Origin of the sequence: Plantactinospora veratri, assembly GCF_036421995.1 — a bacterium.
GTDB lineage: Bacteria > Actinomycetota > Actinomycetes > Mycobacteriales > Micromonosporaceae > Plantactinospora > Plantactinospora veratri.
Genome location: NZ_JAZGQL010000038.1, coordinates 91,422 through 115,137 on the forward strand (window position 1 = coordinate 91,422; position 23,716 = coordinate 115,137).

Genomic DNA, 23,716 nt, shown 5'->3' on the forward strand with positions numbered 1-23,716 from the left:
CACCAGTCACAGCGCCTCCAGGGCGAGGGCCGCCGCCTCGGTACGGGTACGGGCGCCCAGCTTGCGCATCCCGGACCGGACGTGGGTCTCCACCGTCTCAGCGGATATACCCAGTTGCCCGGCGATGCGTCGGGTCGGTTCACCGGCCGCCACCAGCCGGAGTACCTCCCGCTCCCGGTCGGTGAGGTCGCCGTCCGACCGAGCACCCCGGACGTCCCGGCGTACGGCGTGCCGGCGCAGCGCCCGACGGATCCGGCCGAGCAGCACGACCAGCCCGGCCCGTCCGGCGCGTTCCTCGGCGGTCAGCAGCACCGGGACGCTCCGGGACGGGTCCGGCTCGTGCAGGCCGGCGGCGAGCAGGCAGCGCACCTCCTCGCGGACGGCCAGGTCCCGCCAGCCGTTCGCGGCCCGGGTGAAACCGGCCGGGTCGCCGCCCGGGGCGTCCCAGGCGGCGAGGGTCTGCCGCACCGGGGCCGGCTCGGGCGGCACCGCCGTCACCGCACCGGCGGGCAGGCCCGAAGCGGAACCGGCCTGCGCGCCGTCGTACGCCGCCCAGCGTGCGGTGATCTGCCGCAGCCCGTCGACCAGCGGCGGGCCGCCAGCGGATGATCCGCCGGCCCGGTCCGGCTGGCCGTCGAGCCAGGCCGCCTCCCGGCTGACCCAGTCGAGCAGCGCGTCGGCGCCGGCGGAGCCGCCGGTGGCGGCGGCCAGCCGGGACCGGGCCGGGCCGAGCAGCCCACCGTCGGCCTCGACCAGGCTGGCGGCGGCCACCGCGTAGCCCCGGGCCGGGGCGGGCAGGGTCCGGTCGGTCAGGTCGCCGGCCCGGCGCAGCGCCTCGTCGACGTCGAGCGCCCTACCCGGGCCGAGGGCGCCAGTCGGGTCGGGGGCGTTGCCGGGGTCGGAGGCGGGCACGCCGCCGCGCAGCGCCGCGCACCAGAGCCGGGCAGCCAGGAAGCGGGTCTGCCAGCTGTAGGCGAGGTCGGCCGCGCAGGCGTGTTCGGCCGCCTCGGCGGCCTGTCCGGCCTCGGCGAGCCGGCCGTCGGCGAGCAGCGTCTCGACCAGCAGCCAGGCGCTCCAGCGGGCGGCGAGCGGCTCACCGGCCGCACCCGCCGCCACGGCGGCCGAGGCGAGTGCCGACTCCCAACCCGGGGCCCGGTTCGCGGCGCGTACCGCCGCCAGCGCGGCCCGCAGGCCCGGGTGCGCCGGCTCCGGGCCGTGCACGGCGGTGATCCGGGCCGCCGACCGGGTCGCTTCGGCCGGGTCGGCGCCGAGTTGGGCGAGGAGCACGATCCGGTCCCGGGCGGCGAGCTGCTCCGGCGTGGCCGAATCCGGTATCCGGGCCACCGCCGACCGGGCGCCGGCCAGGTCGCCGAGCTGGACCAGTGCCTCCGCCCGCAACAGGTCCGGGTCGACCCCGAGCGGTGTACCGGTGGTCAGCGCCCGGGCCGCCGCCCGGGGGCGGCCGCAGGCGAGCGCGGCCCGGGCGGCGTCGACCCGTACCGCCGGATCAGGCTCGACACCGGGCAGCGCGCAGGCCAGCAGCAGCAGTTCGGCGCGGGTACCGGCGGTGTCGGCGGTGGCGGCCACGGCCAGTGCCCGGCGGTACGCCGCCGCGCCGTCACCGGCCGCCGCCAGGTGCCGAACCGCCTCGACCGGCGGTACCAGGTCGGCGAGGCGCCGGTGCAGCGCCTGCCGGCCGGCCTCGTCCAGCAACCCGGCGGCGACCTCGGCGACGTACGGCGACACCGGGGCGACCCCGTCCTGCGCGACGGTGACCAGGCCGGCGGCGTGCAGTTCGTCGACCCCGGCACCGAGCAGGTCCGCCGGTGCCGGCCGGCCGAGCAGCCCGAGTGCGGCCATCGTGGTGCGGGCCGGCCGGGTCAGGTCGGCCAACGCCGCCGCCACCGCGTAGCCGACCTGGTCGGCGTCCCGGTCCGCCGGCACCGGCTCCGGACGCCGCTGTGCGGGGCCGTCGGGGCGGTGCGCTCCGGCGGGCCGTCGCGCGGCCGCCTGGCGGGCCAGGGTCACCACCGCCAGCGGTGTGCCGCCGGCCTGCCGGACCACACCGGCGACGGTCGACGGGCCGAGCGCGGGAGCGATCCGCCCGGCCAGCGCGGTCGCCGCGTCCACGGTCAGCGGCGGCACCGCGAGCCAGCCGGCCGCGACGGCCCGCAACGCCGCCACCGCGCTCGGCGGCAGCCGGTGCGGGGTACGCAGCGCGACCGCGACCCGGCAGTGCGTGGCCAGCGGTACCAGGGCGGCGAGGGTGGCCGGGTCGACCCACTGGAGGTCGTCGAGAAGCAGCAGGCCGCCGCGTACCCGGGACCTCACCGCCTCGGCGAGCAACGCGGGATCGTGCCCGGGCAGCCGGACCCGGACGGCGCGGGCCAGCGCGAACGCCGGTTCGCCGGGCAGGCTGGCCAGGCCGCCACCGGCGAAGACGGGTCCCCGGAACGCGGCGCCGAGCCGGTGCAGCGCGGTGCTGCGCCCGCCGCCGGGTCCACTGTGCAGCACCACCAGGCCGGGGGTGGTGAGCAGGGCGGAGCCGGCCGCGACGACGTCCGGTGCCGGATCGCCGGCCGGCAGGTCGGCGGGGCGGAACTGGTCGGGCAGGTCACCGACCGACGCTTGCCGCACTGGCCCTCCCCCGCCCGGGTCGACGCCGCACCACCGTGCAAGACGGTGGCACGAACATGGGATCCTGCGCCGGCAGGATATTCGTAGTGTGATGTCCGGCAGGGGCAGCCCGCCCCCCGCCGTCGTGTCGGAAGGACAGCAGACGAGATGCGCGTGCTCCACCACCGGGTCCCTGCCATTGTCGCCGACCGCACCGCCGGCTGACGAGCCATGGGAGCAGGTCCGCTCAGCGCCCGGGTCGCCGGCCTCTGTGACGAGGTCGGCCCGCGACTCGGCGCCGCCACCGGTACCCAGGTGTCGGGGGTACGCCGCCGGCTCGACGAACCGCTGCGGGTGGCGATCGCCGGCCGGCTCAAGGCCGGCAAGTCGACGCTGGTCAACGCGCTGATCGGCCGGCGGGTGGCGCCGACCGAGGTTGGCGAGTGCACCCGGCTCGTCACCCAGTTCCGGTACGGCACCGCCGACCGGGTCGACGTGGTACGCCGGGACGGCAGCCGGCTCAGCCTGCCGCTCGACGACGCGGGCATGATCCCGCAGCGGCTCGGCGTGCCGCGCGCCGAGATCTCCTACGTCGACGTCACGCTGACCAGCGACCACCTGCGGGACCTGACCGTGCTGGACACCCCCGGTCTCGCCTCGACGAACACCTCCGTCAGCGCCGGTGCCCGCCGGTTCCTGTTCGAGGCCGCGACCGCCCCGTTCGACGACAACATCGACGACGACTCGGCCGGGGCGATCGCCGGTGCCGAGGCGATCGTCTACGTCTTCACCCAGTCGGTCCGGGACGACGACCTGGCGGCGCTGGAGGCGTTCCGGTCGGTCTCGGCGCGGCTGGCCAGCAACCCGATCAACTCCCTCGGGCTGTTCAACAAGGTGGACAAGCTGGTCGGCGGCGCGGCCGACCCGTGGCCGGTGGCCGGTCCGCTCGCCGCCGACCAGACCGGGGTACTGCGCCGGGTGGTCTCCGAGGTGGTGCCGATCGTCGGGCTGCTGGCCGAGACGACCGAGGCCGGCCGGCTCACCGCCGCCGACTGCGAGGCGCTGCGGACGATGGCCCGGCTGCCGGCCGGGGAACGGGCGGTACTGCTCGCCTCGGTCGACCTGTTCACCTCCCGGGACTGCCCGGTCCCCGGGGAGCAGCGGGAGCGGCTGCTGCGGCTGCTCGACCTGTACGGCATCGGCTTCGCCATCGCCCAGTTCGCCGCCCAGCCGCAGTTGTCAAGCGGCGACCTGGTGCGGCTGCTGTTCGCCGCGTCCGGGTTCCCTCGGCTGCGCAACACCCTCGACCAGGCGTTCCGGTGGCGTACCGACGCGATCAAGGCCGGCTGGGGGCTCTCCACCCTGGAGAAGCTGGCCAGCCACGCTCCCCGGCCGGAGGACCGGGAACTGCTGCGGGACGCGATCGAGCAGGTGCTGCAACAGCCGGAGTACCACCGCCTCCGGCTGCTGGAGGTGGCCCAACTGGTCAGCTCCGGCTCGGTGGAGCTGCCCGAGCCGATGGAGCAGGAGCTGACCCGGCTGGCCCTCTCCACCGACCCGCGCTGGATCCTGAGCCTGCCGGCCGCCGCCCCGGAGCAGCTCACCCGGGCCGCGCTGGAGGCCGCCACCCGGTGGCGGGTGTACGCGGTCGCCGGGGCGAGCCCGGCGCAGTCCCGGGTGGCGCAGGTGGCGCACCGGGGCTTCTTCCTGCTCTCCCAGCGGGTACGCGCCGAGGGGAGCCTGCGGTGACCACCGGCCGTACCGCCACCGGGTCGGGTGCCGCGCCGGCCCAGCACGGCGGTGCCAACCCGGAGGCGGCACTCGGTACGGCGCTGACCGGGGCGGTCGACGGCGGGCTGGCGTACCTGCGCAAGGTCGCCCCGGACGCGGCCGCCGAGGTCGACACGCTGCGCCGCCAGGTGGTGACCCGCCCCTCGATCGTGGTGGTCGGCGAGACGAAACGTGGAAAGAGTTCCCTGGTCAACGCGCTGGTCGGGGTGCCCGGGCTGTCGCCGGTCGACGTCGCTGTCGCCACCTGCTGCTATCTGGAGTTCGTGCCGGGCGCCGAGGCCGGTGCCCGGGCCTTCCTGCCGGGCCGCCCCGAGCCGCTGCCGCTGGGCCTGGCCGACCTGCGGGACTGGGCCACCCCGTTGGGGCGGCTCCCGGACGACCAGCGTCCGCCCCGGCACATCGAGGTGACCCATCCGGCGCCGCTGTTGCAGTACCTGAGCCTGGTCGACACCCCGGGCACCGGCGGGCTCGACCCGGCGCACGCCCGGATCGCCCTGGACGCCGCGGCCCGGGCCACCGCCCTGCTCTTCGTGGTCGACGCCGCCGCCCCGCTCGCGCAGCCGGAACTCGACTTCCTGGTCGAGGCGAGCAAGCGGGTCAACCTGGTGGTCTTCGCGCTGACCAAGACCGACGCTTACCCGGGCTGGCGGACGATCCTGGCCGACAACCGGGCACAGTTGCAGGCGCACGCACCCCGGTTCGGCGGCGCGTCGTGGTTCCCGGTCTCGGCCCGGCTCGCCGAGCTGGCCCGGACGATGCCGGCGGAGGCGGCCGGCGAGCTGCTCCGGGAGTCCCGGATCGCGCAGTTGCAGCACGCCCTGATCGGGGTGGCCGGCCGGGGGCATCTGCTCCGGCAGGCGAACCTGCTGCGCACGGTCCGCAGCGAGCTGGTCCGGTACGACCTGGAACTCGGCGAGCGGCTGCGGGCCGCCGACCCCGATCCGGCGGACCTGCACCGGATCAAGCAGGACCGGGCGGCGCTGGCGGCGCGGAAGCGTACCGAGTCGCGGCAGTGGTCGCTGGCGTTGAGCACCGAGACGCAGCGGGCCCGGGTCGAGGCGACCGGGCTGCTCCGCGGCTATGCCGGCACCCTCCAGGAGGAGTTCCTGAACCGGATCGACAACGCTCGCGGCGAGGAGCTCAAGGGGCTGCCGCAGCAGGTCGACGAGGCGCTGCACGCGCTGTCGGTGCGGCTCTCCGACGATCTGGAGGTGCGGTTCCGGCAGGTCGGCGAGCGGGTGCTCGCCGAGGTGTTCCAGCCGGAGGAGCTGCGGTTCGTGCTGGGGCGGCTCAACGCGACGCTGCGGCACGCGCTGGCCAGCAAGCCGCGCCGGTCCGGCGGCGGCCCGGACAACATGATGATCGCGATGTCGGCCGGGTCGATGGCCTTCCTGGCCGGCCGGGGCGCGATGGCTGGCGCCTCCGCACTCGGCGCGGGTGCGCTGGTCGGTGGCAGCCTGCTGATCCCGTTCGCCGGGCTCGGCCTGGGACTCGCCGCCGGTGGCTTCATCCTGTACCGGCGCCGGGTGCACACCGACCGGCAGCAGGCCCGGACGTGGCTGCGGGAGGTGGTCGCCGACGCCCGGGCGGTGCTGTCGGACGAGATCACCCACCGGTTCACCGATCTGCAGTACGCGCTGACCCTCGCCCTGGACGACGCGATCGAGCGCCGGCTGCGGCAGCTCGACGAGCGGATCGCCGAGATCGACGCGGCGGCGGCCGAGGACACCGCCGTACGGGCCCGGCGCCGCGCCGCGACGCAGGCGCAGCGGGAGACGGTCCGGGCCCGGGTAAAGCAGGTCGACGAGGTGCTGGGGCGGGCCCGGGCGCTCGCCCCGGCCGCCGCCACCGACGCACGAGGGCGGGAACATGACTGACCACTGGGGCGGCTGGTCCGCCGACGAGCCGGAGTTCGGCGGCCCGGAGGGCGAGGACTTCGGCGACCTGACCCCGGACCAGCCCGACGACGGCTTTCCGGTCGAGGGGTTCGGTGCCGCCGACCCCGATCCCGGCGACCTTCCCGGGGCGCCCGCCGATCCGCCGATGCCGCTCGGCTACGACGACCTGCCGACGGCGCCGAGCGCCGACCCGTACGCCGAGGCGGACCCGTACCCGGCGGAGGAGTCGGGGTTCGGGCCGGACGGCTATCCGGAGGTACCCGCCGAGGTCGGCTTCGGCGCGGCGGACCCGCCGGTCGGCGCCGACCCGGACCTCGACCCGTACGCCGACACCGGACCGTCCTGGTGGGAGTCGACCGACCTGCCGGACCTCGGCGCACCGCCGGAGCCGGTCGACGGTTTTCCGTGGGCCGATCCCGCCCTGCTCGGCCAGCCGGTCGACGCGGTACCGGCGCCGCCGTCCGCGCCGGACACCGGGACCGTCGCCCCGGACGAGCTGGCCGGGTATGCCGGCGAGGAATTACCGGCCGACGGTGACCCGTGGGCGGCGCTGGCCGCCTCCGACGACCCGGCGACGAGTACGCTTGCCCGGTTCTGGTTGCCGGAGGAGCGCTGAGGAACACCGGGCCTTCCGCCCTGCTGCGGGCTTCCGCGCGCTGCTCCGACGCCGGCACGGATGTGGCAACCGGCCGAACCTTTCAGGCCCAGACGGAAGTGAGCAGCGGATGGCGGAGACGACGAGTGGCGGCACCGGCGCCACGGCCCAGATCGGGGTCACCGGGCTGGCGGTGATGGGCCGCAACCTGGCCCGCAACCTGGCCCGGCACGGTCACCGGGTGGCGGTGCACAACCGGTCGCCGGAGCGGACCCGGAGCCTGGTCGCCGAGCACGGGGGCGAGGGCACGTTCGTGCCGAGCGAGTCGCTGGCCGACTTCGTCGCCTCGTTGGAGCGGCCCCGGGCCGTGATCGTGATGGTGAAGGCGGGTCGTCCCACCGACGCCGTCATCGACGAGCTGATCCCGCTGCTCGAACCCGACGACATCGTCATCGACGCCGGCAACGCCCACTTCGCCGACACCCGGCGCCGGGAGGAGACGCTGCGCGAGCACGGGCTGCACTTCGTCGGCACCGGTGTCTCCGGTGGCGAGGAGGGTGCGCTGCTCGGGCCGAGCATCATGCCGGGCGGTTCGGTGGAGGCGTACCGGAAGCTCGGGCCGATCTTCGAGTCGATCGCCGCCCAGGTCGACGGCACGCCGTGCTGCGCCCACATCGGGCCGGACGGCGCCGGGCACTTCGTGAAGATGGTGCACAACGGCATCGAGTACGCCGACATGCAGCTCATCGCCGAGGCGTACGACCTGCTCCGGGAGCGGTTGGGTGCGACACCGGCCGAGATCGGCAAGATCTTCGCCGGTTGGAACGAGGGCGACCTGGAGTCGTTCCTGATCGAGATCACCGCCGACGTGCTCGGGCACGTCGACGCCCGCACCGGCAAGGCGTTCGTCGACATCGTGCAGGACCGGGCCGAGCAGAAGGGCACCGGCCGGTGGACGGTGCAGAGCGCGCTCGACCTCGGTGTGCCGATCACCGGGATCGCCGAGGCGACGTTCGCCCGGTCGCTCTCCGGGCACGCCGACCAGCGGGACGCCGCCGCCCGGGCGTACGCCGACGCGGGTGGCGAGGCGCCGACCGACGAGGTGGACCGGGACGCGTTCGTGGAGGACGTCCGCAAGGCGCTGTACGCGTCGAAGATCGTCGCGTACGCGCAGGGCTTCGACCAGATCCGGGCCGGCAGCCAGGAGTACGGCTGGGACATCGACCCGGCGGCGCTGGCCACCATCTGGCGGGGCGGCTGCATCATCCGGGCCCGGTTCCTCAACCGCATCCGGGAGGCGTACGACGCCGACCCGCAGCTGCCGACGCTGCTGGTGGCGCCCTACTTCGTGCAGGGGGTCGCCGACAGCGTCGCCAGTTGGCGGCGGGTGGTCAGCTACGCGGCGCAGGCCGGGGTGCCCGCCCCCGCCTTCGGCTCCTCGCTGTCGTACTACGACGGCCTGCGGCGGGACCGGCTGCCGGCCGCGCTGATCCAGGGCCTGCGGGACAACTTCGGCGCGCACACCTACCAGCGGGTGGACACCGAGGGCAGCTTCCACACCCGCTGGGCCGCCGACCGTACCGAGTCCCCGGCCTGACCGCGGTCAGCCGGGCTCGACGGTGACGACCGCGACCAGTACGACGAGCGCGGCGACCACCAGCAGGGCCAGCGCCCCGGTCCAGACCAGCCCGGCCGTGCCGGTCCAGAACCGGCCGGCCGGGTCGACCGGCCGCGCCTCGGGCCGGGCCGGGATCGCGGCCCGGGTCCGGTCCGGCACCCCGACGTCGGTTCCGGCCGGCCTCGGGGTGTGGGCGGGGCCGGCGGGTGGGTCGTCGAGCCGGAGGGCGCCCTCGGCCACCGCCGTCTCCGGCTGTTCCAGGCTGGTCGGGGCGACGCCCAGCTCGACGTGGATCAGCCGGGCGGCCAGCGGGATCCGGCTGGAGCCGCCGACCAGGAAGATCCCGACCAGGTCGGCCGGGTCCAGCCGGGCGTCGGCGATCGTCCGGGCCAGGCAGCCGACCGTCTGCTGGAGCTGCCGACGGATCAGCGACTCCAACTCCTCCCGGGTCAGGTGTGCCCGCAGGTCCAGCGCCGGCAGGTGCAGTTGCGCGCTGGCGGCCCGGGACAGCAGTTCCTTGGCCGCCCGCACGTCGTCGTAGAGGAGTTCCCGCGCCCGACGCTGGTTCGGGTCGACCGGGCTCAGCAGGCCGTGCCACTGTTCGGTCCGGCCGTCGGCGTAGTCCCGGCCGATCTGCTCGACCAGGGCCTGGTCGAAGTCGAGCCCGCCCAGGTCGGTCAGGCCCGACTCGGCCAGTACGTCGAAACCGGCGGCGGTGCGGCGGACCACTGCCGCGTCGAAGGTGCCGCCGCCCAGGTCGTAGACGGCCAGCGCCCGGCCGGGCGGCACCGCCGTGCCGAGTACCGCCGGATAGTGGGCCGCCGCCGCGACCGGCTCGGCGACCAGTCGGGGCGGCGGCAGCCCGGCGGCGCGGGCGGCGGCGACCAGCACGCCACGACGCCGCTCGCCCCACCTGACCGGATGGGTGAGCCGGACCTCGTCGACCCCGCCGAGCTGCCGGTACGCCTCGACCCGGACCCGCCGCAGCACCGCGCCGACCAGCTCGGTGACCGGTACCTCCCGGTCGCCGAGCAGCACCGTCCCGTCGTCGATCCGCCGTTTCGGCGCCGGCTCGAACCGGGCCGGGTCGAGCCGGGCCGCCCGGACCGCGTCCCGGCCGGTGAGCGGCGTGCCGTCCGGGGCGAGGCAGACCGCCGACGGCAGCAGCGGGGTGCCGTCGAAGAGCAGCGGCCGGGCCCGGTCGTCGGCGCCCCGCACCACGGCGACGGTGTTGGAGGTGCCGAAGTCGATGGCGAGCAGCCGCATGGCGAGCACCCTACTGAACCCTTTCTCGACCGCCCGGCACGTTGCCGCCGGAAGAGTTCCCGTCGGTCGGGGTGAGGCGCCGCCGACCGGTCACCGGACGGCCATCCCGGCCGGGCATACTCGCACCGTGATCCGGGACTTCGGCTATCTCGACGCGCCGACGCCGCTGGCGTTCGCGCACCGGGGCGGTGCCGCGCGCGGCGACGAGAACACCGCAGAGGCGTTCGCCCGGGCGGTCCGGCTCGGCTACCGGTACGTCGAGACCGACGTGCACGCCACCGCCGACGAGGTGCCGGTGGTCTTCCACGACGCGACACTGGAGCGGATGACCGGCGAACCCGGCCGGATCGCCGAACTGCGCTGGGCGGATCTGCGGACGATCCGGGTCGGCGGGGCGGCGGCGGTGCCCCGGCTCGACGAGGTACTCGGGGCCTGGCCGCAGATCCGGTTCAACGTCGACGTGAAGGCCGACGGTGCGGTGGCGCCGACCGTGCGTGCCGTCGAGGAGGCCGGAGCCGGCGACCGGGTGCTGCTCGCCTCGTTCAGCGACACCCGGCTGGCCCGGCTGCGGATCCTGGCCGGGCCGAAGGTCGCCACCTCGCTCGGGCTGCGCGGGGTGGCCCGGGTACGGCTCGCCTCGCTGGCGAACCGGCGGCTGGTGCTGCCGCCGACGGTGGTCGCCGCCCAGGTGCCGGTCCGCTACCGGGGAATCAGGGTGGTAGATCGGCGGTTCGTCGACTACGTGCACCGACTCGGCCTCCAGGTGCACGTCTGGACCATCGACGACATCACCGAGATGAACGAGTTACTCGACCTCGGTGTGGATGGCATCATGACCGATCACGTCGACGTGCTGCGCGAGGCGTACCTGAGCCGTGGCCACTGGCCGTCCGATCGGTAGGTCGGCCGGACCGGGCCGCCGACCCCGATTCGCCACCCGACCCTGATACCGAAGGACCGACATGGCCGAGACGATCCCCGCGACGGCGCCGGACGCGCCACCCAGCACCCGGCACGAGCGGGTCGGCTGGTACTTCTACGACTGGGCGAACTCGGCGTTCAACACGACGGTGATCACCGTCTTCCTCGGCCCGTACCTGACCTCGATCGCGAAGGCGGCTGCCGGCTGCGCCTCCGACGACCCGTGCCGGGGCGGGCGGATCAGCCTGCTCGGCATCGACATCGCGCCCGGCTCGCTCTTCCCGTACATGGTGTCGCTGTCGGTCTTCCTGACCGTCTTCGTGCTGCCGCTGGTCGGCGCGGTCGCCGACCGGTCGCCGCGCAAGAAGGAGATGCTGGCCCTCTTCGCCTACATCGGCTCGGCGGCAACCGTCGGGCTGCTCTTCCTGACCGGTGACCGCTACCTGCTCGGTGCCGGGTTGTTCCTGGTCGCCAACATCTCCTACGGGGCCAGCATCGTCGTCTACTACTCGTTCCTGCCACAGATAGCCGGGCCGGAGGAACGGGACAGCGTCTCCAGCATCGGCTGGGCGATCGGCTACATCGGCGGCGGCCTGCTGCTGGCGATCAACGTCGCGGCGGTGCTCTTCAAGGACTCGCTCGGGATGGACACCGGCGAGGTGGCCCGGTACAGCATGGTGTCGGCGGGCATCTGGTGGGCCGCGTTCACCACCATCCCGCTGATCCGGCTGCGTAACCGGCCGCCGGTCGCCGGCCCGGCGCAGGGGCCGGTACTCCTCGACGGGTTCCGTCAGCTCTGGCACACGCTGCGCAGCCTCAAGGCGTACCCGTTGACGTTGTTCTTCCTGGTCGCCTACCTGGTCTACAACGACGGCATCCAGACGGTGATCTCGCTGTCGGCGGTCTACGGCACCGAGGAACTCAAGCTCTCCGACGACGTCCTGGTGCCGACCATCCTGATGGTGCAGTTCCTGGCCTTCGCCGGCGCGCTCGGGATGGGCGCGCTGGCGAAGCGGATCGGCGCCTGGAAGACGATCCTGATCAGCCTGGTGCTCTGGACGGTGGTGCTGGCGGTCGCGTTCCGGCTGCCGGCCAACCAGGCGGTGCCGTTCGTGCTGCTCGGCGGCGGGATCGGCATCGTGCTCGGCGGCAGCCAGGCGCTGAGCCGGTCGCTGTTCAGCCAGTTGATCCCGAAGGGGAAGGAGGCCGAGTACTTCGGGATCTACGAGATCTCCGACAAGGGCACGAGCTGGCTCGGCCCGCTGCTGTTCGGGCTGGCGTACGGGCTGACCGAGAGCTACCGGGTGGCGATCATCTCGCTGCTGGCGTTCTTCGTGATCGGGTTCGTGCTGCTGGCCGCGGTACCGATCCGGCGGGCGATCGTCGCCGCCGGCAACACCCCGCCGGAACGCCTCTGACCGGCGTTCGTCGCCTCCTCACCGGGTTCCGATGTGCTGCGTGGTGCCGTCGGCGACGGCCCGGAGCTTGTCCGGGTTGGCCACGTTGTGGATCGCGGTGATCCGGCCGGCGGCGTCGAAGTCGAACGTGACGGTGGCGATCACCCGGTCCGGACCGCTGAACACGATGCCCGGACCGCCGTTGATCTCCACGAGCTCGGCGAGCATCTCGGCGGCGCGATGCCCTGGTAGCTGACGGTGCCGATCGCGGCGAACCAGGCGGCCACCGGTCGTACGCCCACGACCGGACGCATCGCCTGGCGGACCTTGCCGCCGCCGTCGGTCCAGAGCGTGACGTCCGGGGAGAGCAGTTCCATCAGCGTGTTGATGTCACCGCCGGTCGCGGCGGCGAAGAACCGCTCGGTGACCTCGCGCTGCCGGGTACGGTCGGCGGTGAAGCGCGGCCGGCGGGCCCGCACGTGCTCGCGAGCCCGGTGCGCGGCGGCGGTCTCGACGCCGGTCGGCCCGCTGCCACCGACCACCACCGTACCGCCGCCGAGCCGCGCCAGCCGGCCGGCCAGCGCCTCGGCGTCCTGGGCACCGTCCAGGGTGTGCGCGTACTCCGCGACACCGGGCACCGCGGCGGTGTGGGCCAAGGCGCCCAACCCGTACACCAGGGTGTCGTAGCGCAGCACCCGTTCGTCGTCGACGCGTACGGTCCTCGCGTCCGCGTCGACCGCCGTCACCCAACCTCGGACGAACCGCACGCCGGTTCCCTCCAGCAGTCGAGGGATGTTCAGTTCGGCGAGCCGCTGCCCGGTCGCCACCATCGGCAGTCGCAGCCGCTCGGTGAACGACCCCTGTGCGTTCACCAGGGTCACCCGCACGTCCTCGCGCCGCTTGATCCGCGCGGCGAGCTGGACGGCCGCGGACATGCCCGCGTACCCCGCGCCCAGGATCAGCACCCGGTGGGTGGCCGCCCGGCCGGATCCCCGCTCTGTGGTCATCGTTCCGTTCTCCCTTCACCCGATGTGACGACCACCAGATGTAGGGGGACCGTCCGCACGTGACATGCGGCCGGTGTGATCCGGGACATAGCCCGTCCGGCCCCGTGCGCTGGGCCGGCCGGAGCGTCGGCGTACGGCCGGCGTCGGGCGACACTGACCACGTCCCACCCCGCCGCCCGATCTGCCCTAGGGTGGGCCCGGGGCGGCACGTGGGCAGGAGGCGCGGGATGGAGCCGATCGAGGTGACGGCCGGTACGGCGCTGGTCGGCGCGATGGCCGGTGCCGGCTGGCCGGCGGCCCGGGCCGAGGCGGTGGCGTTCTGGCGGAATGTCCGGCCGGCGGAGGCGGACGACATCGCCACCGACCTGACCGAGGTACGCGCCGAGGTGCTCGCCGCCCGCCAGGCCGGTGACCACGACCTGGAACGCGTTCTCGCGCACGGCTGGCAGCGCCGGTTCCGGGATCTGGTGCAGGGCGATCCGGCCCGCGCCGCCGAGCTGCGCGACCTCGTCGACCGGCATCTGCTGCCGGCGCTGGGGACGGACGAGCGGGCCCGGCTCACCGGGCGGTGACCGGACGCGGATCCCGGACCGGGCTGAGTCGCGCGCACGCTCACCGGCCTGCCGGACCGAAGTGGTCAACGACACGGCGGGTCGAACCCGAAACGCCTGGTGGCCTAGGCTCCCCGAGCGTGACTGACGACAGCCGCAGCAGCCGTACCTCCTCCGCTGGCGACGAATCGGCGCTCGCCCAGGCGTGTGCCGCCGCCGGCGACGGCCGGCTGCGTCAGGGCGCCGCGCTCAAGTTCTTCTGGGGACCGATGGACTGTGGCAAGTCGACCATGGCCCTGCAGATGAACTACAACCACGCCCGGCAGGGCCGGCGCGGGCTGGTGCTGACCAGGATCGACCGTTCCCTCGGCCCGCAGATCACCACCCGGATCGGCCTGGCGCACGAGGCGATCGAGGTCACCGACGACCTCGACCTGTGTGAGCTGGTCAAGAGCCGGTGGGCCGAGGGTGACAGGCTCGACTATCTGATCTGCGACGAGGCGTGCTTCTACACGGTGCGGCACGTGGAGCAGATGGCCGAGCTGGTCGACTGCTACGACGTGGACGTCTTCGCGTTCGGCCTGGCCAGCGACTTCCGGTCCTGCCTGTTCCCGGCGGCGCAGCGGCTGTTCGAACTCGCCGACGAGGTGTCCCGGATCCAGGTCGAGGTGCTCTGCTGGTGTGGACGTCCGGGGCAGCTCAACGCCCGGGTGGTCGACGGCGCGGTGGTCCGGCAGGGCGAGCAGGTGGTCATCGGGGACACCGTCGAGGCTGCCGAGGTGCGCTACCAGGTGCTCTGCCGGCGGCACTTCCGCTCCGGCGACCTGGCCCGCAACCGCTGACCTCCGGCTCCGGCCGCTCGGTCGGGGTCAGAACGGGTCGCCGCAGACGTGCCACTGGTCGCCGTCCTTGACCATCGGCATCTCCCGCCGGTCCACCACTCCGGAGCGGCGGGTCAGCTCCGCCGTCGCGGTCGCCCGGAGCCGGCCCTGGTCGCTGGCGACGGTGACGTCGTCGACGGCGTACCGGGTGATCGTCGGCGGCACCGCGAGTCGCCGTTCGAACTCCTCCCGGCTCCACCGCTCCCGGGTGTCGACGCAGAGCCGGTCGTAGGCGCCGCCCGCGTCACCGCTGGTCACGTCCTGTAGGAACGCCTCCGCCGCGTCCCGGGCCGCGCCGGAGGACTGCCGGACGTGCTGGTAGTTCCACGCGCCGAGACCGGCCGCGCCCACACAGCAGACGAAGAGGCCGGCCGCGACCACCGACAGCACGCCCCGCAGCCGGCGCGGTCGCCGTGCCCCGCGTCCGCCGGGCAGCTCGTAGGCCATGCCATCGACGGTAGATGCGGTCGCGTCCGGCGGGTGCCGAACGGCCGGGTACGCCGCCGACCGGTCATGATCGGCTCGGTCGGTGCCACCGGCCGGCCGCCGTGGACTACGGTCGGGACCATCCCCCGCCAGCTTCGCCGGTCCACCGCCGGCCCTCGCCCCCGAGGACGACGAAGATGCAGCGCTACGTCCAGGTGGTCCCGGTACCCGCCGACCCGTACTTCAGCGACCGGCTGCTGCGGTCCTGGCTGGACCGGCAACTCGGCGCGGACGGGCACGTCGCCGCCGCGGACCGGCTCGCCGCGCTCGCCACCGACGTCACCGGGCCGCTGCGGGCCGCGCACGCCAACGCCGAGGCACACCCGCCGACCCTGGTCCGCTACGGTCCGTGGGGCGCCAGGATCGACCGGATCGAGACCTCCGCCGGCTGGCAGACCCAGCGTGCGGCGGCGGCCCGGCACGCCGTGGTGGCGCTGCCGTACCTGGCGCAGGCCCGGACCACCTGGGGAGCGGCGGCCCGGGTCGTCCAGCACGCCCTGCTGCACCTGTACGGCCCGGAGTCGGCGACCTTCTCCTGCCCGGTGGCGATGAGCGACGGTACCGCCGCGCTGCTCGCCCGTCCCGAGGTCGATCCGGCGCTGCGGGACACCTGGCTGCCCCGGCTCACCGCCACGGACCCGGCCCGGGCGGTCAGCAGCGGGCAGTGGATGACAGAGTCGCAGGGCGGCTCCGACCTGGCCGGGTCGACCACCAGCGGCCGGGCCGCCGCCGACGGCTCCTGGCGGCTCACCGGCGAGAAGTGGTTCTGCTCGGCCGCCGACGCGGAGCTGGCGGTCGCCCTGGCCAGGCCGGAGGGTGCCGGTGCGGGCAGCCGGGTGCTGGTGCCGTTCCTGGTCCCGCGCTACGCCGCCGACTCGCCGCTGGCCGGGCCGGGCGCCGACCCGGACGCCCCGGCGCCGGGGATCACCGTGCACCGGCTCAAGGAGAAGCTCGGTACCCGGGCCCTGCCGACCGCCGAGATCGGGCTCCGCGACGCGTACGCCTGGCCGCTCGGTGACCCGTCCGGGCCGGGTCTGAGTCGGGCGATGACCCTGGTCGTGGTGACCCGGCTGCACAACGCGGCGGCGGCCGCGGCCGGCATGCGGCGGGGACTGGCGTACGCCCGGGCGTACGCCGACGCCCGGCAGGTGGCCGGCGGACGGCTGGTCGACCTACCTCTGCACCGGGCGACCCTCGGCACCCTGGCGGTGGACGCGGCCGGGGCGTTCGTGCTGGCCGGACACGCGTTCGCGCTGCTCGGCCGGGTCGAGGTCGGCGCGGATCCGGCCGCCGCCGCCGAACTGCGGATCGTGGCGCCGCTGGCCAAGCTCGCCACCGGACGGCTGGCGGTCTCCTCGGCGAGCGAGTACGTCGAGTGTTTCGGTGGCGCCGGGTACGTCGAGGACACCGGGATACCCCGGCTGCTGCGGGACGCCCAGGTGCTGCCGATCTGGGAGGGCACCACCAACGTGCTCGCGCTGGACGTGCTCCGGGCGGTGCTGCGGGAGGACGCCGCCTCCCCGCTGCTGGCCCGGCTGGACGCCGCCACCGACACCGCCCGGCGGCTGCACCCGGCGCTCGCCGACGCGCTCGCCGGCACCGTCGCCGAGCTGCGGAACTCGCTCGCCGAGGTGACCCCGGAGGCGGTCGCGGTACTGGCCGGGGCGCGCGGGCTGGCGCTGCGGATGGCGTACGCGCTGGCCACCGCCCTGCTGGTGGAGCAGGCGGCCGGCGGCGACGAGACGGCGGAGGTGGCCGCCCGGCTCTGGGCGCGGCGCTGGCTGCGCGGCGCGGACATCGCGGCGGAGGCGCACCACGAACTCGACCTGCTCTGCTGACCCGGCGACCCCGCTGCGGGGTCGCGGGGTCAGCTTCGGCGGCGCGCCCGGGCTGCCCAGATCGCGTACGCGGGGTCCCGGTCCAGGTTGTGCCGGTCCCGGTCGTACCGCCGGGTGGTACGCGGGTCGGCGTGTCCCATCGCGTCCTGCACGTCCTCCAGCGGCACCCCCTCGGCGCGGGCCGAGGTGGCGAAGGCGTGCCGCAGCGAGTGTGGGGAGAGCCGTTCCCAGGCGGGGATGCCGGCCGCCCGGGCCAACCGCCGGACCAGCCGGAAGACGGCGTGCCGGTCGAGCCGGTTGCCGGTGGCGGTCACCAGCAGTGCCCCGGTCAGCTGCTCCACCGGCCGTCCCGCCACGACCGAGCGGGCGCTCAGGTAGGCGTCCACCGCGTACGCCGAACCCGGGGTCAACGCCCGGCGGCGGGCCCGGCCGCCCTTGCCGACGAACCGCACGCTGCGGTGCCCGCGTTCCTGGCCCAGGTCGGCGAGGTCGAGCGAGACGAGTTCGCCGACCCGCAGCCCCAGGTCGGCGAGGAGGGCCAGCACCACCCGGTTGCGCAGCGCGTTGGGGCCGGCGTCGGCCTCGGCGGCGGCGAGCAGCGCGTCCACCTCGTCGGAGCTGAGCCCCACCGTCGCGGAATGGTCGCGGTCGACCCGGGGCCGGTCGGCGCCGGAGACCGGATTGGCCGGCACCGCGCCGAGCTTGCCGAGGAACGTGTACCAACTGGAGAGTGCGGAGAGTTTCCGGGCCACCGTCGCGGCGGTCAGTGGGCGGCAGCTGCGCGGGTCGACACTCGACTCCAGCTCCCGGGCGTACGTGTTGACGTCCAGGAACGTCGCGCCGAGCGGGTCGAGTTCCCGGGCGGCGCACCAGCCGAGCCAGCCGGCGATGTCCCGCCGGTAGGCGAGCCGGGTGTGTTCGGACAGTCGACGGTTGCGTAGCCAGGCCTCGGTGAAGTCGGCCGGAGTGGACGTCGAGACCGGTCGGGCCGCCGCCCGGCGAGCCAGGGTGGATCGGGACACGCGAGAAAGTTTTTCAGACCATTCGCCCGGAACCGCGCCGGACGCGCCCGGCGTTCCGGGAACTCTTCATCGGGCGGCCACTCCCCCTCGACGCCCCGACGCGCGCCGGTCCGGTGTCGGTCGGACAGGCGCGCGTCGGGTGAGCGGGGTCGGGCGGCCGGTCAGGAGTTGATCTGGCGCGGGCCGCCGCCGGTGACGGTGACCTCGACCCGGCGCGGCTTGGCCCGCTCGGCCACCGGAATGCGCAGCGTCAGCACCCCGGCCTCGTAGCCCGCCTCCAGCTTCTCGGTGTCGAGCGTGTCGCCGAGGAAGAGCTGGCGGGTGAAGACACCCATCGGGCGTTCCGCGGCGACGAGTTCGACCTTGTCGCCGGTCGGCCGGCGCCGCTCGGCCCGGACGGTGAGCACGTTGCGCTCCACCGTGCACTCGATGCTGTCCGGGTCGACGCCGGGCAGGTCGAAGGCCGCGTAGAAGTAGTCGCCGTCGCGGTAGGCGTCCAGGTGCATGACCGCCGGTCGGCTGCTGGTGCCGAAGAAGTGCTCGGCGATCCGGTCGATCTCGCGGAACGGGTCGGTACGCATCAACATCGTCGATCCTCCTCGGTTCTCCTGGGCCGAAGGTTAAGTTGGCCGAAGGCTAAGTTGAGCCTAGGTGACTCAAGTCCTCTTCCTTATTACCGCGCTTCGACTCCGGCGTCAACCCCCACCGCCGGGACGGTCAGTCGAGCCGCTTCTCGAACCAGTGGTCGGCGTACGGCGACGTCGAATAGGCCGGCACCTCCCGGTAGCCGTGCCCGGCGTACAGCGCCCGCGCCTCCACCAGGTCGTGCCGGGTGTCCAGCCGCATCGTCGTCGCCCCGTGCGCCGCCGCGGCCTCCTCCACGGCGGCGAGCAGCCGCGCCCCGCCACCGCTCCGTCGCGCCCCCGGCCGGACGAAGACCCGGGTCACCTCGGCGTACGGCAGGGCGTCCAGCCGTACGCCGGCACAGCCGGCCGGTTCGCCGTCGAACCAGCCGACCAGGAACAGCCCGGTCGGCAGGGTCAGGTCGTCGCTGCACTCCTCCACCAGCACCTGGTCCACCTCGGCGTCGGTGGCCGGCCGCTGGTGATAGCGGCTGACGATCTCGGTGTAGTAGTCCCGGAGCAGGGCGCCCGCAACCGGGCCGTCGACCGGCTCGGCCCGGACCGTCCAGCCCCGGGTCAGGATCTTTTCCACCCGGCCATTCTGGCCGCCGCGTCCAGCGGTTTTCCCACTCCGGGGCGGGGCGGTCTGCGCCGCACGCCGCCCGGTCAGTTGACGGCGGCGAGCGGCTCGGGTTCCGGTGCGGGCTCCGGCCGGGTGGTCGCCGGACGGCGTACCCCCGGGAACGCGGCGGTGCCCAGGCAGGCCACCGTCACCGCGACGGCGGAGAGCACCAGCGGCACGGCCGGCGACCAGGCGTCGGCGGCGAGCGGTGCGAGGGCGTACCCGAGGGGCATCGCGGCGAGCGAGAGCAGCCAGTCGTACGAGGTGACCCGGGCGAGCACGTGCGGCGGGATCTCCGCCTGGACGACGGTCTGCCAGACCGGGTTGAGGAAACCGAGGGCGGCCAGCGCGACGCCGTACGAGACGATCACCGTCCACGGCGGAGCGGCCACCGCGAAGAGGGTGAGCGGCAGCGCGTACGTGGCCAGCCCCAGGTTCGCCACCAGGATCGGCCGGCGCAGCCGCACCCGTCCGGCCAGCAGCGAGCCGACCAGCAAACCGACGGCACCCGCCTGGAGCACCAGTACCCAGACACCCTCGCCGCCCAGCCGGTCGACCGCGACCGCCGGGCCGAGGGTGACCAGTACCGCCGCCACGCCGTTCCAGACCGCGTGCGCCAGCAGGCTGCTCCAGTACCAGTCCCGGGAGCGGACCTCGGACCAGCCCTCCCGCAGGTCGGCGAGGAGCGACTGGGGTTCCACCGGGATACGGCGCACTCGGAGTACGGCCAGCAGGGCGGCGCTGACCGCGAAGCTGGCGCCGTCGAGCACGAACGCCCAGCCGGGTCCGGCGGCCCAGATCAACGCGCCGGCCAGCGCCGGTCCGGCCAGGCCGGTCGCGCTGCGGGCGGCCCCGAGCGCGGCGTTGGCCCGCTGTCGGCCGGCCGGGTCGACCACGCCGGCGACCAGCGGTGAGGTGGTCGGCATCGCGAAGGCGGACGCGACCCCACCGACGGCCGAGGCGGCGGCGATCGCCAGCAGGGCCGGGTCGTCGCCGAGCAGTTCGACCCCGATGAAGACCTGGACGGCGCAGCGGACCAGGTCGGTGCCGATCGCCACGATCCGGGGATCGAGCCGGTCGGCGAGCACCCCGCCGAGGGGCAGCAGCAGCAGTTTCGGCACCATCGCACAGCCGAGCACCAGGGCCAGCGCGGAACTGGAACCGGTGGCCCGGAGTACGGCGAGGGCGAGCGCGGCCGGCACGACGGCGTCACCGAGCGCGGAGAGCGTACGGCCGAGGAAGAGCAACCGGAAGGCGCGGAGCCGGAGCGGATGGGTCACGACCGGGAGATTATTTCGAAGCCGAATCTTTCGTCAACGAATAATTCTGCTCCGACGTAGGATCGTGGCGTGGAGGACCAGAAAGACTGGACCGACGGGCACGTCGCCCGCTGGCAGCCCGTGCTGCCCGACCTCGACCCGGACGTGGAGGGCGCGGTGACCCGGGCGAAACTCCTGGCCAAGCACCTGATCCGGATCCGGGAGAAGTCACTTGTCGACTTCGACCTCCAGCGGCCCGAGTTCGACACCCTGCACGCGCTCGCCGGCCGGCACGGCCGGGCGGTGCCCTCCCAACTCGCCGACGACCTCGACCTGGCACCGCCCTCGGTCACCGCCCGGATCGACGCCCTGGTCGCCCGCGGCTTCGTCCGGCGGACACCGTCGGCCACCGACCGGCGACGGGTCGACATCGAACTGACCGAACAGGGCCGGGCCGCCTGGCTCGGCGCGATGGACGTCCTCGGCGACGAGGAATACCGGCTGCTCGGCGCGCTGACCGCGGACGAGCGGCGCACCCTCTCCGACCTGCTGCGCCGGATCATGATCGCCGCCGAGCGGCCGCCGTCCTCCTGACCGGCACGCTCAGCTCCGGACCCTCCGCAGCGAGGAGCACGGCAGGCCCTACGGGGCGAGGAGCACGGTCTCGCCCCGGCCGTCACAGCTCGAACAGGTCCCGCAGCGCCTCGCCGATCCGGGCCATGCTCGCCCCGGTCGCCATCCCCACCCGCTCCACCGCCACCGCCGACGGGACCCGGCGCAGCCGGTTCACCACCACGACCCCGGTGACCGGATCCGTCTCCGCCAGCGGCACCACGAACGGCGGCAGTTCACCGCCGCCGCGTTGCCGGACGATCGGCGCGCAGTACGGCGAGGCGGACGGCCGGTCGTTGTGCCCCTCGCCGGAGAGCACGACGACCCGATGCCTGGCCTGCTGGGTACGGTCGCCGACAGTCCAGATCTCGCCCCGCTTCACGCGGCGCCGGCCAGGTCGGACCAGCCCGCGTCGACCCGGTCGGCGTACCGGTCGAAGGCGTCGAGTTCGTCCCGGACCTCCGGGTGCGCGGCCAGCCACGCCTCCTGCTGTCGAGCCGCGGCGCGGAGCGCCTCCCGGCGGGCCGCCCGATCGATCCAGGCCGACAGGGAGAGCCCGTCCCGCTTCGCCGCCGCACGGGCTCGGGCGAGCGTGTCCCGGTTCAGGCTGAGCGTCACCTTGTCCGCCACGTCCGCGATGGTACGCCCGGTGGTATCGGCCGAGGTATCCGCGCGGGTGTGTCGAGGGACGGCACCGCGACAGCGGGTACCGGTCAGCGGGCCGGCGCCACCAGCCCCAGCTCGTACGCGATGATCACGAGCTGTACCCGGTCCCGGGCGCCGAGTTTGGTCAGCAGCCGGGCCACGTGCGACTTCGTGGTCGCCATCGTGATGAACAGCTCCTCGGCGATCTCGCCGTTCGACCGGCCCTGCCCGATCAGGGTGAGCACCTCACGCTCCCGCTCGGTGATGCCGGGCACCGGTCGCACCGGACGGGCGGCCGCCGAAGCGGCCCCGACGAAGCCCGCGATCAGCCGGCGGGTCACGCTCGGCGCGATCAGGGCGTCACCGGCGGCGACCACCCGGACCGCTCCGAGGATGTCGTCCACGGCCATGTCCTTGACCAGAAAACCGCTGGCACCGGCCCGGAGCGCACCGTAGACGTGCTCGTCCTCGTCGAAGGTGGTCAGCACCAGCACCCGGGCCGACCCGTTGTCGGCCACGATCTGCCGGGTCGCCTCGATACCGTCCATGCCGGGCATCCGGATGTCCATCACCACCACGTCCGGCCGGACCTCCCGGGCCAGCCGGACCGCCTCCGCGCCCGACCCCGCCTCGCCGGCCACCGACAGGTCCGGGGTGTCGGCGATGAGAACCCGCAGCCCGGAGCGGACCAGCGGCTGGTCGTCGACGAGGAGCACCCGGACGCTCACGCCGGCACCGCCGAGACCGGGACGGCTGCCGGCAGCGGCAGTCGGGCCGCCACCCGGAAACCGCCACCGGGTACCGGCCCGGCCACGAAGTCGCCGTGCAGCAGGCCGACCCGCTCCCGCATGCCGGTGATCCCGAACCCGGTGGCCGTGACCGGACCGCCGCGCCCCTCGTCGACGATCTCGACGTGCAGGTCGTCGACCCGGTAGTCCAGGGTCACCCGGCAACGTGGGATGTCGGCGTGCCGGACGACGTTGGTCACCGCCTCCTGCACGATCCGGTACGCGGACAGCTCGATGTCGGCGGGCAGCGGGCGCCGCTCCCCCCGCCGGCACAGCTCGACCCGCACCCCGGCCTCCGCCGTCGCCGCCGTCAGCCGGTCGAGGTCGTCGAGCGTGGGCGCCGGATCCCGGGACGCCGGATCGGACGGGTCGGCCTGACGCAGCCCGCCGAGCACCCGGCGCAGCCCGGCGAGAGTCTCCCGGCTGGTCGTCTCGATCGCCCGCAGCGCGGCGCCGGCCTCGGCCGGCTGGGTGTCGATCACCCGGCTGCCGACGCCGGCCTGGATGGCGATGATGCCGATGCTGTGCGCCACCATGTCGTGCAGTTCGCGGGCGATCCGCAGCCGTTCCGCGGTGACCGCCTGGGTGGTGGCCTGCGCCCGCAGCACCTCGGCGTACCGTCGCCGGGCCCGTACCGAGTTGCCGATCATCCAGGTGGCCAGCATCGCCAGGGCGGGGATCTCCGGCTGGAAGACCGGGCTGTCGCCGGGGTTGAGGTAGCCGATGGCGATCTCGGCGCAGAGCGTCAGCACGGCGACGGTCACCGAGAGCCGCCGGGACCTGGTCGCCGCGACGAACCCGACGACCAGGTTGATCGCCAGCAGTTGCAGGTACCGCAGGTCGGCCAGGTAGTCCTGGTCCCAGGGATGGACCGTCACGGTCATCGCCGCCGAGCCGAGCAGCATCAGGGTCAGGGTCGCCAGCGGGCCACGCCGGAGCAGGACGGCGGGCAGCACCATCACCAGGGCCGGCAGCGCGTACCGGGGAATGGTCTCCAGCACGTTGTAGTAGCGTCCGGGCGCGCCCGAGACGAGTGGCACGGTGAGGACCAGTACCACCGGGAACGCGGCGAGTGCGCACCAGACCAGGGCGGTGCGCAGTGCCGCCGGCAGGCGGTGGCGCAGCGGTGGCCGGAGCGGGTGTGAGGTGGCGTCCACGCCGCGAGACTAGCCACCGGGCGGCGCGCCCGACATCGGTCCACGGACCTAATACCGCAGGCTGGCGGCGCTGCGGAGATTGCCGCCGCCGGCCCGATGCCCGGGCCCGGCCGGCCCGGCAGC

23 protein-coding genes are annotated in these 23,716 nt (G+C 74.6%); 10 read left to right on the forward strand and 13 right to left on the reverse strand.

What is annotated here, in order from left to right; genetic code table 11:
• Positions 1–6: 6 nt before the first annotated feature.
• The gene (locus tag V1634_RS34215) at positions 7–2,637 is read right to left on the reverse strand and encodes a LuxR C-terminal-related transcriptional regulator (RefSeq protein ID WP_331211775.1); all 2,631 of its coding nucleotides are present in this window, start codon (positions 2,635–2,637) and stop codon (positions 7–9) included.
• Between the two features lie 210 nt (positions 2,638–2,847).
• Here V1634_RS34215 and V1634_RS34220 point away from each other — a divergent pair, with 210 nt between their 5' ends.
• The 4 genes from V1634_RS34220 (at position 2,848) to gndA (ending at position 8,497) form a co-directional block, all read left to right on the forward strand.
• Positions 2,848–4,365 (forward strand): dynamin family protein, encoded by a 1,518-nt coding sequence (locus V1634_RS34220; RefSeq protein ID WP_331211776.1) that lies wholly within the window; start codon positions 2,848–2,850, stop codon positions 4,363–4,365.
• Positions 4,362–6,284, forward strand: coding sequence for a dynamin family protein (locus tag V1634_RS34225; RefSeq protein WP_331211777.1), 1,923 nt, complete (start codon positions 4,362–4,364; stop codon positions 6,282–6,284). The genes V1634_RS34220 and V1634_RS34225 overlap by 4 nt, the downstream gene beginning before the upstream one ends.
• Positions 6,277–6,921: a hypothetical protein gene (locus tag V1634_RS34230; RefSeq protein WP_331211778.1), complete on the forward strand. Its 645-nt coding sequence runs from the start codon at positions 6,277–6,279 to the stop codon at positions 6,919–6,921. Before V1634_RS34225 ends, V1634_RS34230 begins: the two co-directional genes overlap by 8 nt.
• Before the next feature lie 109 nt (positions 6,922–7,030).
• Entirely contained in the window at positions 7,031–8,497 is a 1,467-nt protein-coding gene (gndA, locus tag V1634_RS34235; RefSeq protein WP_331211779.1) for an NADP-dependent phosphogluconate dehydrogenase, read from the forward strand.
• A gap of 6 nt (positions 8,498–8,503) precedes the next feature.
• On the opposite strand, the gene V1634_RS34240 is transcribed toward gndA, so the two are convergent.
• On the reverse strand, positions 8,504–9,784 hold the full coding sequence (locus V1634_RS34240) for an Hsp70 family protein (protein ID WP_331211780.1): 1,281 nt from the start codon (positions 9,782–9,784) through the stop codon (positions 8,504–8,506).
• A 127-nt stretch (positions 9,785–9,911) separates the two neighbouring features.
• Here V1634_RS34240 and V1634_RS34245 point away from each other — a divergent pair, with 127 nt between their 5' ends.
• Positions 9,912–10,685 carry a glycerophosphodiester phosphodiesterase gene (locus tag V1634_RS34245; protein WP_331211781.1) on the forward strand — a complete coding sequence of 258 codons (774 nt, stop codon included), beginning with the start codon at positions 9,912–9,914 and terminating at the stop codon, positions 10,683–10,685.
• Positions 10,686–10,746: 61 nt separating this feature from the next.
• Complete coding sequence (locus tag V1634_RS34250; protein WP_331211782.1) at positions 10,747–12,123, forward strand: MFS transporter; 1,377 nt, start codon at positions 10,747–10,749, stop codon at positions 12,121–12,123.
• An 18-nt stretch (positions 12,124–12,141) separates the two neighbouring features.
• Here V1634_RS34250 and V1634_RS34255 read toward each other — a convergent pair whose 3' ends face one another.
• Positions 12,142–12,288, reverse strand: coding sequence for a hypothetical protein (locus tag V1634_RS34255; RefSeq protein ID WP_331211783.1), 147 nt, complete (start codon positions 12,286–12,288; stop codon positions 12,142–12,144).
• Complete coding sequence (locus V1634_RS34260; protein ID WP_331211784.1) at positions 12,264–13,109, reverse strand: FAD-dependent oxidoreductase; 846 nt, start codon at positions 13,107–13,109, stop codon at positions 12,264–12,266. The genes V1634_RS34255 and V1634_RS34260 overlap by 25 nt, the downstream gene beginning before the upstream one ends.
• Positions 13,110–13,336: 227 nt before the next feature.
• Between V1634_RS34260 and V1634_RS34265 the strand changes: the two genes are divergently transcribed.
• Both V1634_RS34265 and V1634_RS34270 read left to right on the forward strand, forming a co-directional pair.
• A complete protein-coding gene (locus tag V1634_RS34265) occupies positions 13,337–13,681 on the forward strand; it encodes a hypothetical protein (RefSeq protein ID WP_331211785.1) in 345 nt (114 codons plus the stop codon).
• A gap of 119 nt (positions 13,682–13,800) precedes the next feature.
• The gene (locus V1634_RS34270) at positions 13,801–14,502 is read left to right on the forward strand and encodes a thymidine kinase (protein WP_407951907.1); all 702 of its coding nucleotides are present in this window, start codon (positions 13,801–13,803) and stop codon (positions 14,500–14,502) included.
• Positions 14,503–14,529: 27 nt separating this feature from the next.
• Here V1634_RS34270 and V1634_RS34275 read toward each other — a convergent pair whose 3' ends face one another.
• Positions 14,530–14,988, reverse strand: a complete 459-nt coding sequence (locus tag V1634_RS34275; RefSeq protein WP_331211786.1) for an Rv0361 family membrane protein — start codon at positions 14,986–14,988, stop codon at positions 14,530–14,532.
• A gap of 176 nt (positions 14,989–15,164) precedes the next feature.
• On the opposite strand from V1634_RS34275, the gene V1634_RS34280 reads away from it, so the two are divergent.
• Positions 15,165–16,865: an acyl-CoA dehydrogenase family protein gene (locus V1634_RS34280; RefSeq protein WP_331211787.1), complete on the forward strand. Its 1,701-nt coding sequence runs from the start codon at positions 15,165–15,167 to the stop codon at positions 16,863–16,865.
• Between the two features lie 29 nt (positions 16,866–16,894).
• Here the strand turns inward: V1634_RS34280 and V1634_RS34285 are convergent, their stop codons facing one another.
• The 4 genes from V1634_RS34285 to V1634_RS34300 form a co-directional block, all read right to left on the reverse strand.
• On the reverse strand, positions 16,895–17,887 hold the full coding sequence (locus tag V1634_RS34285; RefSeq protein ID WP_331211788.1) for a tyrosine-type recombinase/integrase: 993 nt from the start codon (positions 17,885–17,887) through the stop codon (positions 16,895–16,897).
• 161 nt (positions 17,888–18,048) lie between these two features.
• Positions 18,049–18,474 (reverse strand): Hsp20/alpha crystallin family protein, encoded by a 426-nt coding sequence (locus V1634_RS34290; protein ID WP_331211789.1) that lies wholly within the window; start codon positions 18,472–18,474, stop codon positions 18,049–18,051.
• Positions 18,475–18,604: 130 nt separating this feature from the next.
• On the reverse strand, positions 18,605–19,102 hold the full coding sequence (locus tag V1634_RS34295; RefSeq protein ID WP_331211790.1) for a GNAT family N-acetyltransferase: 498 nt from the start codon (positions 19,100–19,102) through the stop codon (positions 18,605–18,607).
• Positions 19,103–19,176: 74 nt separating this feature from the next.
• Positions 19,177–20,412 carry an MFS transporter gene (locus tag V1634_RS34300; protein ID WP_331211791.1) on the reverse strand — a complete coding sequence of 412 codons (1,236 nt, stop codon included), beginning with the start codon at positions 20,410–20,412 and terminating at the stop codon, positions 19,177–19,179.
• 69 nt (positions 20,413–20,481) lie between these two features.
• Here V1634_RS34300 and V1634_RS34305 point away from each other — a divergent pair, with 69 nt between their 5' ends.
• Positions 20,482–20,985, forward strand: a complete 504-nt coding sequence (locus tag V1634_RS34305; protein ID WP_331211792.1) for a MarR family winged helix-turn-helix transcriptional regulator — start codon at positions 20,482–20,484, stop codon at positions 20,983–20,985.
• Positions 20,986–21,067: 82 nt separating this feature from the next.
• Here V1634_RS34305 and V1634_RS34310 read toward each other — a convergent pair whose 3' ends face one another.
• The 4 genes from V1634_RS34310 to V1634_RS34325 form a co-directional block, all read right to left on the reverse strand.
• Positions 21,068–21,385, reverse strand: coding sequence for a type II toxin-antitoxin system PemK/MazF family toxin (locus V1634_RS34310; protein WP_107255775.1), 318 nt, complete (start codon positions 21,383–21,385; stop codon positions 21,068–21,070).
• Positions 21,382–21,633 carry a hypothetical protein gene (locus V1634_RS34315; protein WP_331211793.1) on the reverse strand — a complete coding sequence of 84 codons (252 nt, stop codon included), beginning with the start codon at positions 21,631–21,633 and terminating at the stop codon, positions 21,382–21,384. Before V1634_RS34315 ends, V1634_RS34310 begins: the two co-directional genes overlap by 4 nt.
• 83 nt (positions 21,634–21,716) lie before the next feature.
• Positions 21,717–22,376: a response regulator transcription factor gene (locus V1634_RS34320; RefSeq protein WP_331211794.1), complete on the reverse strand. Its 660-nt coding sequence runs from the start codon at positions 22,374–22,376 to the stop codon at positions 21,717–21,719.
• Positions 22,373–23,593: a sensor histidine kinase gene (locus tag V1634_RS34325; protein WP_331211795.1), complete on the reverse strand. Its 1,221-nt coding sequence runs from the start codon at positions 23,591–23,593 to the stop codon at positions 22,373–22,375. Before V1634_RS34325 ends, V1634_RS34320 begins: the two co-directional genes overlap by 4 nt.
• Between the last annotated feature and the right edge of the window lie 123 nt (positions 23,594–23,716).